Annotated in this window: 11 protein-coding genes; 9 read left to right on the plus strand and 2 right to left on the minus strand. The window is 59.2% G+C overall.

What is annotated here, in order from left to right; all coding sequences use genetic code 11:
* Positions 1-204 precede the first annotated feature (204 nt).
* On the plus strand, positions 205-510 hold the full coding sequence (locus tag CMG77_RS08700) for an HU family DNA-binding protein (RefSeq protein WP_483466469.1): 306 nt from the start codon (positions 205-207) through the stop codon (positions 508-510).
* Between the two features lie 249 nt (positions 511-759).
* Complete coding sequence (locus CMG77_RS08705; protein WP_286806642.1) at positions 760-2,625, plus strand: SurA N-terminal domain-containing protein; 1,866 nt, start codon at positions 760-762, stop codon at positions 2,623-2,625.
* 106 nt (positions 2,626-2,731) lie between these two features.
* Here CMG77_RS08705 and CMG77_RS08710 read toward each other — a convergent pair whose 3' ends face one another.
* Both CMG77_RS08710 and gloB read right to left on the minus strand, forming a co-directional pair.
* Positions 2,732-4,327, minus strand: a complete 1,596-nt coding sequence (locus tag CMG77_RS08710) for a lytic transglycosylase (RefSeq protein WP_286806644.1) — start codon at positions 4,325-4,327, stop codon at positions 2,732-2,734.
* Positions 4,328-4,468: 141 nt separating this feature from the next.
* A complete protein-coding gene (gloB, locus tag CMG77_RS08715; RefSeq protein WP_286806645.1) occupies positions 4,469-5,254 on the minus strand; it encodes a hydroxyacylglutathione hydrolase in 786 nt (261 codons plus the stop codon).
* Between the two features lie 84 nt (positions 5,255-5,338).
* Here gloB and CMG77_RS08720 point away from each other — a divergent pair, with 84 nt between their 5' ends.
* The 7 genes from CMG77_RS08720 (at position 5,339) to sohB (ending at position 11,865) form a co-directional block, all read left to right on the plus strand.
* Complete coding sequence (locus tag CMG77_RS08720; RefSeq protein WP_286806646.1) at positions 5,339-6,151, plus strand: class I SAM-dependent methyltransferase; 813 nt, start codon at positions 5,339-5,341, stop codon at positions 6,149-6,151.
* Positions 6,152-6,176: 25 nt separating this feature from the next.
* On the plus strand, positions 6,177-6,614 hold the full coding sequence (gene rnhA, locus CMG77_RS08725; RefSeq protein WP_286904127.1) for a ribonuclease HI: 438 nt from the start codon (positions 6,177-6,179) through the stop codon (positions 6,612-6,614).
* A 2-nt stretch (positions 6,615-6,616) separates the two neighbouring features.
* Entirely contained in the window at positions 6,617-7,327 is a 711-nt protein-coding gene (gene dnaQ, locus CMG77_RS08730) for a DNA polymerase III subunit epsilon (protein WP_286904129.1), read from the plus strand.
* 741 nt (positions 7,328-8,068) lie between these two features.
* A complete protein-coding gene (locus CMG77_RS16180) occupies positions 8,069-8,800 on the plus strand; it encodes a FimL-related protein (protein ID WP_502691805.1) in 732 nt (243 codons plus the stop codon).
* 1 nt (position 8,801) lies between these two features.
* On the plus strand, positions 8,802-9,263 hold the full coding sequence (locus CMG77_RS08735; protein WP_286904130.1) for a hypothetical protein: 462 nt from the start codon (positions 8,802-8,804) through the stop codon (positions 9,261-9,263).
* A 1-nt stretch (position 9,264) separates the two neighbouring features.
* Positions 9,265-10,068 carry an NAD(+) diphosphatase gene (gene nudC, locus CMG77_RS08740; protein ID WP_339618362.1) on the plus strand — a complete coding sequence of 268 codons (804 nt, stop codon included), beginning with the start codon at positions 9,265-9,267 and terminating at the stop codon, positions 10,066-10,068.
* Between the two features lie 723 nt (positions 10,069-10,791).
* Positions 10,792-11,865 carry a protease SohB gene (gene sohB / locus CMG77_RS08750; protein WP_286904132.1) on the plus strand — a complete coding sequence of 358 codons (1,074 nt, stop codon included), beginning with the start codon at positions 10,792-10,794 and terminating at the stop codon, positions 11,863-11,865.
* Positions 11,866-11,993: the final 128 nt, after the last annotated feature.

Raw genomic sequence — 11,993 nt, forward strand, 5'->3', positions numbered from 1 at the left:
TAACATTGTCTTCTTGACCCGCCTGACCTCACTTGGTATAAATCGCAGTTCATTCGCCAAGCAGGCGGCACGGGGCGATTTGCTGTCCTGGCCAACTCACCGTTCAGGCCAATGGTGTTAGCCTGAACGGGTACTAACCTGAGCGGGTCATGAGCCGACATTGAATGGTCGGGGATTGATTTTGAACAGTAACCTGCGCCATCGATTTCTGAAGCAAATAATCAAAAGGGGTTAAGTGTGAACAAATCCGAGCTGATTGAAGCCATCGCCGCATCTGCGGATATTCCTAAAGCTGCTGCCGGCCGTGCGCTCGACGCAATGGTTGACAACATTACTGGTGCTCTGCAGAAGGGCGATCAGGTTGTTCTGGTCGGTTTTGGTACCTTCGCTGTGAAAGAGCGTGCCGCGCGCACCGGCCGCAACCCACAGACCGGCGCCGAGATCCAGATCGCCGCTGCCAAGGTGCCCAGTTTTAAAGCGGGTAAGGCACTGAAAGACGCGGTCAACTAAGCGTTTTTGACGCGCCCTGTGCGCGTTTTCGGTGATTGCCGGGAGCGTTCATAGTCTGGTTTCAGCGAGTTGAGTAATCGCTCCAGAATCCAGAGAGAACTGACCCGGCAGTATGAGGAGGCGCATCCCTAGAGGTGCGCCTTTTCTTTATTCAACCAGATCGACTCGCTCAGTCCCTGGTTTGAGCAAGATGATAAGAAAGCGCGTTGGAATCGATCGTCCCAACGGGTTTATGACTAGGAGCAGACAATGCTGCAGACGATTCGCGACAACTCCAAAGGTGTGGTAGCCGGTATTCTGGTCGGCTTCCTGGTGATTATTTTCGCTTTGTCCGGTGCCGAGGCGCTGTTTTCGGGTTCCAGCCGCTCCGGCGAAGTGGTTTCCGTTGATGGTGAATCCATTACCGAGAATGAGGTGGCTCGGGAAATCTATCGCCAGCGCCAGCAGATTCTCAATCAGTATGGCGACTCCGTTCCTTCCGAATTTGTCAGCGATGAGCGTCTGCGCGAACCGGCCATTGAGGCGCTGGTCCAGCGCAAAGTCCTGATTCAGCATGCCCGCAAGCAGGGTATGGGGGTCAGTGAAAGCACTCTGGATCAGTTGATTCTGAGTTTCCCGCAGTTCGCGGGTGACAGTGGTCAGTTTGATCCGAATCGCTACCAGCAGGTGCTGCGCTCCATGGGCTATACCCCGGCCCAGTACAAGGCCCTGCTGCGTCAGGAACTGCTGCTGAATCAGTTGTCTTCCGGTGTCGCCGCCAGTGGCTTTGTGACTCCAGCCGAGCTGGAGCGGTTTGCCGCATTGAACTTCCAGAGCCGCGATTTCCAGTACGCCACCCTGAGCCGCGATCAGGTCGCGGACCAGGTCGAGGTGACGGACAGTGACATCGAAGCTTTCTATCAGAGTAACCAGAATCAATTCCGTCAGCCCGAGCAGGTGGCCGTCGATTATATTGATCTGAGCGTTGCCAACCTGATGGCGGACATTGAGATTGATGAGCAGACCCTGCGGGACCAGTTCGAGCAGAACCAGGAGGCTCAGGAAGGGCAGGAGGCGGAACGTCGCGTTGCCCATATTCTGTTTGAAGATTCTAGCGACGAGCGGATTGCCGAGGTGCAGGGAGCGCTTGAAGAGGGCGTTTCTTTTGCCGAATTGGCCGAACAATACTCTGAAGATCTCGGGTCCAGCGGGCAGGGCGGGGATCTGGGCTTTGTCTCCGGGGAAGGTCTGCCCGAAGCCTTCATGGCCGCCGTTGACTCACTAGAGGTCGGTGAAGTGTCGGCTCCGGTTGAAACCGAGGCCGGGGTTCATCTGATCAAAGTGACCGAGCAGCGGGGTTCGGAAGTGGCCACGTTTGAAGATGCTCGGGAGCGCATTGCGCAGCAGCTCAAGCGGGTCGAAGCGGAAAATGAATTCGTCACTCTGATGGAGCGTCTGAGTGAGCTATCCTACAACGCTGATAGCCTGCAATCTGTCGCGGATGAGTTGAATCTGCCCCTGGAAAACACCGGTCTGTTTGGGCGCAATGGTGGCCCGGGAGTGGCCGGGGAGACCACTGTTGTCGAAGCGGCATTTTCGGAGGAAGTTCTCGAGCGTGAAAACAGCAGTGATCTGATCGAGTTGGCAAACGATCGGGTCGTGGTGATCAAGAAGACCGACTACCAGGAGGCCTACATCAAGCCCCTGGAGGAAGTGCGCGAACAGATTGCCCGGCAGTTGCGCAATGAGCGGATCCAGTCTTTGCTGGCGGAGCGCGGTGAAGCTCTTCGTGAGGCGGTGGCGTCTGGCGAATCACTCTCCGCGGTGGCGGAAGAGGCCGGGCTTGAAGTTCAGGCGGCGGAAAAGGTTGAGCGTCGCGCAAGCGATCTGGACCGCGCGCTGGTCCAGCATGTGTTTTCACTGCCCAAGCCCTCTGGTGAGCCCGTGGTCAGTGGTGTGTCGATCCGCGATGGCTATGCCGTTGTGGTGTTGACCCAGGCGCAGGATGGCCAGTGGAGCGATCTGAGCGAAGAGGAGCAGCAGTCGCTGCGACGCAACCTGGCGCAGATGCAAGGGCAGCAGGAATACCTTGCGTATCGTGAACAGTTGCGCCAGGACGTCACTGTCGAGCGTTGATGGGCTGACAGTCAAAGGTGGCGGACCTTCTGGTCCGCGCGCCTCAGGCACAAAAAAACCGCCTTTAATTGGCGGTTTTTTTGTGCCTGTGAAACCGGGGGTGTGATCAGAACGAAGCGTTGTTGGTCACATCCACGAACAGGGTCAGGGATTGTCCCGGATGAATGTAGCTGGATGCCGAAACCGTGTTCCAACGCAGAATATCCTGGACCGACAGATTGAAGCGATTGGCGATGCGAGCGATCGAATCCCCTTTGCGCACCCGGTAATGCACCTTGCGCACGACGGAGCGGCGATCGCCTTGAGCACTGCTGGTCATGTCTTGCTGTTCGGTCCAGATCACCAGCGTCTGGCCCGGCATCAGGGTGTCGCCCGGGGCCATGCCATTCCAGTTGGTCAGCGCCCCTACGGTGATGCCATGGCGCTTGGCAATCGTCCAGAAGCTGTCTCCTGGACGCACCTGGTAGTCTACCCTGGTGCTGCCTTCACTGCCCTGAGAGCGATTCTGTGTCCGTTGGCGACGCTGGTCGGCGCTGAAAGCGTAGCGGTTGGCCGGATGCTTGGCGGTGGGAATCATGAGGGTCTGTCCGGCCCGGATGATATTGCTGTTCAGTTGATTGACGCTTTTGATGGTGTCGACACTGGTGCGATAGCGGCGGGCGATGGTGATCAACGAGTCGCCACTGACGACCCGGTAGCGATCCCAGCCCACGCGCTCGCGGGTGGGAATGCTGGCCAGGTTGGCGCGGAAGGTCTCTTCATGCTGGACGGGGATCAACAGCCGGTGAGGGCCGTCCGGATCCGTGGCCCAGCGATTGTAGCCGGCGTTCAGGAGGTAGAGCTCGTCCAGCTCCAGTTCGGCCAGCTCGGCCGCCTGTGCCAGATCGATCTGTGACTCCACATCCACGATCCGAAAGTAGGGCTCGTCCGGGACGGGGTTGAGGGCAAGATTGTACTTTTCGGGCTCGCCAATCACTCTGGCAAGGGCCAATAATTGGGGCACATAGGCCCGGGTTTCCCTGGGCAGGTTCAGGGACCAGAAGTCGGTTGGCTTGCCGCGTCGCTCGTTGCTGCGGATCCGGCGCATGACATTACCCTGGCCAGTGTTATAGGACGCCAGGGCGAGCAACCAGTCGCCGTCAAACAGCTCGTTGAGGTACTTCAGGTAGCGAATGGCGGCGTCGGTGGAGGCGACCACATCCCGGCGTCCGTCATACCACCAGTTCTGCTTGAGGCCATACTGGCGGCCGGTGGCGGGGACAAATTGCCAGATGCCGGAGGCCCGGCCGTGGGAATAGGCAAAGGGGTCAAAGGCGCTTTCAACGATGGGTAGCAGCGCCAGCTCAAGCGGCATGTCCTCGGCTTCCAGCTCGTTGGCAATGTGGTGGAGGAAGCGCTGGCCCCGCTCGATGACCCGCTCCATGTAATGTGGGTGACGGGCGTACCAGTCCACGTAGGTGTCGATTCGTGGGTGATCGACATCGGGAAGTCCGTAGCCGTCTCTCAGGCGCGGCCAGAGGTTGCCCTCATCCGACACCAGGAATTGGGCCTGTTGCTCCCGATCCAGGGTGCAGAGCGATTCGTCGATGAGCAGGTGGTTCTGGTCCGCGGTTTTGGACGGTTCAGAGGGGGTCAGGGTCTGGCAGCCACCGAGGCTGATCAGGCTGACGGCCAGGGCGAGAGGGCGCTTGAGTCGATTCATGGGTTACCGAAGTACTGGTGACACGTGATGCCAGACGTCGTTCGCCAGGCGCGGATTTTCGCGATTCTAGGGACTCTCATCGGGGGCGTCAAGGAACGCCCGGAGGATGTGGCGCGCCGTTCATCCGGGTTTCCCTGCAGACTAACGAAACCGGTCTTTTCTGGAGCGCAGTTCCCCAAAGACTCTTGACCGCTCGGTATTGGGGGGCAGACCCAGAGCGCTCACCAGGGAGGGGTTGTCCGTGCGCAAATAGGGGTTGGTCTCCCGCTCTAGGGAGAGTTCACTGGGAAGGGTCGGTCGGTGGCTGGCTCTCAACTCGCTGACATGGCCCAGACGCTTGCGCACGGCCGCATTGTCGGGCTCCACCGTCAGGGCAAAACGCAGGTTGGTCTGAGTGTACTCATGGGCACAGTAGATCCGGGTCTTGCCCGGCAGCGTGTTGAGCCTGTCCAGAGACGTCTGTGCTTGCGCCGGTGTCCCCTCAAACAGTCGGCCGCAGCCCGCGGCAAACAGGGCGTCGCCGCAGAACAGCCGCGGAGGCGCCTCTCCTGTCGCCGCCTGAAAGTAGGCGAGGTGGTCCAGCGTATGGCCGGGAACCGCCATGACTGACAGAGCCAGGCCCGGCAGTTCCAGCCGATCGCCGTCTTTCACAACCTGGTCCACTTGAGGTACCGAGTCCGGGCCGTACACCGGGACTTTCAGGCGGCTCAGAATCCCGTCCAATCCGTCGGTATGATCCCAGTGGTGGTGGGTGATCAGGATGCCTCTGAGCCTGAACGTCTTTCGCTCCAGGGTTTCAAGCACCGGCTGGGCGTCGCCGGGATCGATCAGATACACGTCGCCACTCTGGCACTCCGGGGCATCGTCCACGGGCAGCAGCCAGAAATAGTTGCTGTCCAGTGCGGGAATACCAATGGGTTCGCGCATTAAAGGCTCCTGTTTTCATGGGGTTAAGCGAGTATACTCTCAGCATAGCGGATGCCTGCGCAACCGCCGAGTGGGGCGATTACTATGACTTCAGACAAGTTCCTGAGCCGGGTTCGGGCTTGGCGGAGGCAGCGTTTTGGCGTGCCGCCGGCGGATCAGTCGGCCCGGGAAATGGCGGCCTGGTTCGGTACCCCTCTCGGGCAGGCGATGTTGGCGGCGGAGAAGCTCACCCTCGAGGGCGCGCTGCAGGACCTGTTTGGCTACCATCTGCTGCAGATTGGTGTCGATCCAGCGCTGGATATGACCGGCAGCAGCCGGATCACCCATCGCGTGACGATTGCCCTCAGTGATGCCGGGGCCGGTTCACTGTCGTCGTTGATCGCCGACCCCCGACAGCTGCCGCTGCCTTCCGGGTCGGTTGATCTGGTGGTGTTGCACCACGCACTGGATTTCAGTCCGACGCCCCATCAGCTGCTACGAGAGGCTCAACGGGTCTTGATCCCCCGGGGATGTCTGGTTGTGGTGGGATTCAATCCCTGGAGTGGCTTCGGGCTTTCCCGCCACGTCGCACGCCTGTTCAGCCGGCACGCGCTCTGGCGTCATCAGCCGTTGAGGCTTGGACGTTTGTTGGACTGGCTGCAGTTGCTGGATCTGGAGCCGGACCGCGTTCAGCGTGGGTTTTACCGCCCGGCGTTGCAGCATCCCGGCGCTTTGCGTCGTTTACAATGGTGTGACCAATGGGGTAAAAGGCTGCACCTCCCAGGAGGCGCCTTCTATCAAGTGCTTGCCTGCAAGGAGCTGGGTGGTGCGGTTCCTGTCAAACCCGCGTGGGAGCGGCGCCCATCGTCGTTGCCGGGGCTGGGCGCCCAGCCCATGAGAAAAGATCAAAAGTATTGAAAATCAATGAATTGCTGGTGATAGTTTGAAAAAAGTTGAGATATTTACGGACGGTGCCTGTCGGGGGAACCCCGGGCCCGGTGGCTGGGGAGCGCTACTGCGCTTCAACGGTCAGGAAAAGAGCCTGTACGGTGGTGAAGNCGAGACCACCAACAACCGGATGGAACTGCGAGCGGCCATTGAAGCACTCGACGCCCTGCGGGAGCCCTGTGAGGTGGTCCTGACCACGGACTCTCAGTATGTGCGTAAGGGCATCAGCGAGTGGATGAAGGGCTGGAAACGCAACGGCTGGAAAACCTCCGCCAAAAAGCCCGTCAAAAACGTCGATTTGTGGCAGGCGCTGGATCGGGCGGTACAGACCCATCGAATTGACTGGCGCTGGGTCAAGGGGCACAGTGGACACCGGGAGAACGAGTTGGCAGACCAGCTGGCCAACCGCGGCATTGACGAATTGAGGAGTTGAGCGTGCGACAGATCGTACTGGATACCGAAACGACGGGTCTGGAGCCCTCCCAGGGCCACAAAATCATCGAAATCGGCTGTGTGGAGCTGGTCAACCGGAAGCTGACCGGACGTCATTATCATCAGTACATCAATCCGGAGCGGGAAGTGGATGCCGGCGCGATGGAGGTGCACGGTATCACCAATGAGATGCTGGCGGACAAGCCGGTGTTTGCGCAGATTGTTGAAGACTTTGTGGCCTTTGTCGATGGTGCGGAGCTGGTGATTCACAACGCGCCGTTTGATATCGGTTTTATCGACCACGAACTCAAACAGTGGAATGCCCGGTTTGGCTCTATTACCCGTCGTTGCGGCGTGATCGACAGCCTGGTCCTCGCCCGGAGCAAGCACCCNGGGCAGAAAAACAACCTGGACGCGCTGTGCAAGCGCTATGGCGTGGATAATGCCCAGCGCGAGCTGCACGGCGCCCTGTTGGATGCCGAGATTCTGGCCGACGTTTACCTGCTGATGACCGGTGGCCAGACGGCACTGTCTCTGGGAGGAAGTTCATCGGCGGGCAGNGGCAATGACAGCTCCGGGCAGGAGCGGCGCCCCCTGTCGGCCCAGCGGACACCGACACCGGTGATTCGCGCCAGCGATGAAGAGTTGGCCGCCCATCGCGCGAAGCTCGAGGCGATCGAGAAAAGTGCTGGGCAGGTGCTCTGGCAAGATTGATCAAAGTCCCAAATTTGCTGATTTCTTAGTGGCTTACGTTGCTTTGTTCAAATTTGTGTGAAAAATAGGGGGACTTGGGTTACATTGTTTCCCACAACAATTGTGTCCCATAACAACAAGTAATAGCGCGCTGTTCCCCGGAAAGCGCCTCCCGGGCGGCCCCGTTGGACTCTCAACGGTTGTTCGGGGCAAGGGCTGAAATCATGACAAGAAAAGGTAGCGGCAGTGAGCAGCACTGAAAACGTCAACCTCAATTCCCTGAAACTGGTTCAGGATCAGTTGGTCGCCACCATTGAGCAGGCCGCCGTCCGATTGGAGGAGTTTGCCGCCGATCGCAATAACGGAGAGCTCCTCCAGAACTGTATCGATGGCATCAAGCAGATCAGCGGCACCNTGAATCTCCTGCAACTGCGCGGCGTTGACTTGCTGGCCCAGGANNTGGTNGAGCAGATCACNGANATCCCNNTGGGGGAAGAGCAGAATACCAATCGNAAGCTGGACGTGCTGACGTCCGCTTTTTTCATCCTGCCGCGCTATCTCGAGTACTGCCTGCAGACCTCCCGGAGCATGGCGGTGCTTCTGATCCCTCANATCAATGAGTTACGTCAGCTTCGTAAAGCNCCCCCATTACCGGAGAGCTACTTCTANACCCTGGANCCGGAACCCATCTNTTCGGGCANNGGNCNGANNAGCACNGTACTNGGGGAAGATCTGCCNCCGCTGGTGCGCCGGCTTCGGCACATGTATCAGGTGGGTCTGGTCAACCTGCTTCAGAACAAACAGCAACGGGCCTCACTGGGTATGATGGGGAGGGCGATGGAGCGCCTGGANTCCATCAGCCACGGTCGCCCCCGGGCGGGCCTGTGGTGGGTGGCCGCAGCGATGTTCGAGGCGCTGCGGGCCGCCAACATGGATATCGGCGTCGGCCGCAAACGCCTGTTCAGCGCCCTGGATCGCCATATNAAACAACTTCAGTCTGCCGGCCCCGAGGGNCTTGAGCAACCTCCNGAGCCGTCGCTGCTNAAGGAAATGCTCTATCTGATTGCCTTGTCGCGGGCNAGCGGNGCGCGCACCGATGCAGTGGTGAAAGCCTACGGCCTGGAGCCGCTGCCTTATACGGATGCGGAGCTGGTGCGGGAGCTGGAGTTNCTCAANGGCCCGAGTGCNGCCACCATCNACTCCATGGGCGCGGTCCTGAAAGACGAGCTGCGCAGCACCAAAAACATTCTCGAGCGGGCCGCCCAGGGCGGCACCGAANTGTTNCGCGAAAGCCCGGAGCTGCTGGAAACCCTCAAAAAAGTGGCGGACATTCTGTCGGTGGTGGGGCTGGTATCGCCCAGTAACAGCCTGAAAGAGGAAATCCAGAAAATCCAACGCTGGCAGAAGTCCGACGAGACCATCGATCCNGACGAGCTGCTNGCCGTCGCCGACACNCTGCTTGTACATCGAAAGCTCCGTGTCGGGACTGGGTAAAATGAACCTCTCCGATGAGCGGTTGGCCAAGTTGAATGCGACCTCCCGGGACGAAATCATTGCCAACAGTCAGCTCGCCGAGGCGGAAGAGTTGGTGCTGGAAGAGGCCGAATCCGGCCTGGCCATGATCAAACGGGCGCTGACCTCCTATGCCGAATCAAACTACGATGTCGGGCACATCAAGAATGTGGCCACCACCCTGACCACCATCCGCGGCGGTATGATCCTGCTTAACCGTTCGCGCTCAGCGGCGGTGCTGCACTCCTGCTCGCGCTTTATTGAAGAGTCACTGCTCAAGAGTGAGCAGCCGGCGGCGGTGCGCCATATGCTGGAGAATTTTGCCGATGCCATCATCAGCCTCGAGTATTACATAGACAGTCTGCGTCAGGATCGTAATACCGATGACAGCGTCCTTCAGGTTGCCGAGGAAAGCCTGGCGGCTCTGGGCTATCCGGTGAACTGAAGTGGCGGATGACTCCCATGATGATCATTCCCGCCGGTATCTGCTGGTAGGGGACGGCACCGTTCTTTGCGACCAGCCCGGTCGCCTGAGACTCCTGGATGCGGCTGAAGCGGAACCCTGGGTGGCGACGACGGATTGCGATTTCCTTGGTCGCTGGGAGGGTCTCTCACTCTATGCGCTGCACCTCCTGGACGCACCAATTATAGAAGGCTGCCAATGGCTGGGCCTGCGAACCCAACTGGGGCTGCTAGACGATCGGCTGTTTTCCCTGGTGGGCAATGCTCTGCAATGGTCCCGGTGGCGGCTGGAGCACCGCTTTTGCGGGCGCTGCGGTGGCCCAACTGAGCCCATGCCAGCCGGCGAACCCGCCCATCGGTGCCCGCACTGTGAGTTGCGTTTTTACCCCCGCCTGAGCCCCTGTATGATCACGCTGATTACCCGTGGCGATCAGTGTCTGCTGGCCCGCCACGCGCGCTCGCGCCAAGGTATCCACACGGCGCTGGCGGGGTTTGTTGAGATAGGCGAGCGCGTGGAAGATACCGTACACCGCGAGGTCATGGAGGAGGTGGGGCTGACCATCAAGGCGCCGCGCTATTTCGCCAGTCAGCCCTGGCCGTTTCCCGGACAATTGATGTTGGGCTTTCATGCGGAGTATGACTCGGGGGAGATACGGGTGGACGGCGATGAAATTGTGGAGGCCAACTGGTGGCGCTATGACAAGCTGCCCGTCACGCCTCCTGTGCAGACCATCGCCGGACAGTTGATTGCGGATTTTGTCGCGCAGCAGCACAATAAGCGCTCCTGAGACTAGGAAACTCGCATGTTCTACACGATTTTTTCAATCGCCATCATTCTTCTCGGGTTGATACTGGTCTATGCCGCCTTGCGCCTGCTGGCCCGTCGGCACTGGCTGATGGGTTTTTTGCGGGGCTTCGTCGGGCTGGGTCTGCTGGTTCTGGCTCTGGTGTTGGCCCTGGCAGCGCTGGACCTCTTCAGCTATCGNCAGATGGCACAGGAGGANCCGGTCGCCACCTTGAGCCTCAAACAGCTCGGNGATCAGCGNTTCAGNGCGACACTGGTGCACAACAANGGCGAAGAGGACACCTTTGAGNTNCGCGGCGACCAATGGCAACTGGATGCACGCATCATCAAGTGGCAAGGATTCTTGGGTGGCNTGGGTATCAAACCCGGCTACCGNCTGGATCGGCTCAGTGGCCGATACTACACCCTGAACGATGAGCGCAGCGCCGANCGCACCGTNTACAGTCTGGAGCAAAGNGCNTGGGGGCCGGACCTNTGGGCCCTGGTCAATCGCAACCCGGGCTGGTTCCCGGTGGTGGACGCCCGCTATGGCAGTGCGACCTTTGTACCCATGGCGGACAATGCACTGTTTGAGGTGCGTCTGTCATCGTCCGGCTTGCTGGCGCGACCGTTGAATGATCCGGCCCGACAGGCGTTGTCAGTCTGGGAGTGACCGATCTACCGAGAGAAAACGTAAAAGAAGACCACCAAATAACGGAGTGAAGCTTTGGAATTCATCAATGAGTACGGGCTGTTTCTAGCCAAGGTAATAACGGTCGTGATTGCGATCGGTTTTGTCGCCGGGCTGGTGGCAGCCGCTGGCAGCAAAAACCGGAAGCGGGGCGATAAAGGGCAGGTTGAGGTCGTCAAACTGAACGACCGCTTCAAGCATATGACCCACGCGCTCAAGCAGGCGGCATTGGATGATGCGGAGCGCAAAGCCGACGCCAAGGCCGAAAAAAAGCAGGAAAAGGCCGAGCAAGCCGAGAAAAAGAAAGCCCTCAAAGCCCAAGCCAAAAGCGATGGCAAACCGAAGGACAGCGATAAAAAACGGGTCTTTGTGTTGGACTTCAACGGCGACATCAAAGCCTCGGCCACTGACAGCCTGCGAGAAGAAATCACCGCCGTACTGAGCCTGGCCCGCCCTTCGGATGAGGTGGTGGTCAAGCTGGAAAGCGGCGGCGGGCTGGTGCACAGCTACGGCCTGGCGTCCAGCCAACTGGCCCGGATTCGAGACCGCCATATTCCCCTGACCGTATGCGTGGACAAGGTGGCGGCCAGTGGCGGCTATATGATGGCCTGCGTAGCGGACCGGATTCTGGCGGCCCCTTTCGCGGTACTGGGCTCGATCGGCGTGGTGGCCCAGTTACCGAATTTCCACAAGCTGCTGAAAAAGAACAACATCGATTTCGAGATGTTTACCGCGGGCGAGTACAAGCGTACCGTCACCATGTTTGGTGAAAACACGAAGAAGGGCCGGGACAAGTTTGTGGAGGACCTCGAAGACACCCACATTCTGTTTAAGGAGTTCGTTTCGGAGCACCGCCCTCAGGTGGAGATCGATAAGGTGGCGACCGGGGAGATCTGGTTTGGTCGTCGCGCGCAGTCGGTGAAGCTGATTGATGAGCTGAAAACCAGTGATGAGTATNTGGTACAGTTNGCCGAGAANTCCGATGTGTTTGANGTCAGTTTTGTGCACAAGAAGTCGCTCCCGGAAAAGCTCGGTATGGCCACCGAGGGTGCGGTNGATCGNCTTCTGTTACGTTGGTGGCAGCGNTCNAANAACCAGCGNTGGTTCTGAGCTCNGATGGTTGGTAGNTCTCCAGTGTNGTCCGGCCTCGGCGGGTGTACCGTTTGGAGACCCTCCGTGAATACATCCCTGTAGGCTTCTCGTCGGCTCCCTGCCTCCGAGAGTCTCCAAACGGTACA

The organism is Marinimicrobium sp. (assembly GCF_002695945.1).
Classification (GTDB): Bacteria; Pseudomonadota; Gammaproteobacteria; order Pseudomonadales; family Cellvibrionaceae; genus Marinimicrobium; species Marinimicrobium koreense.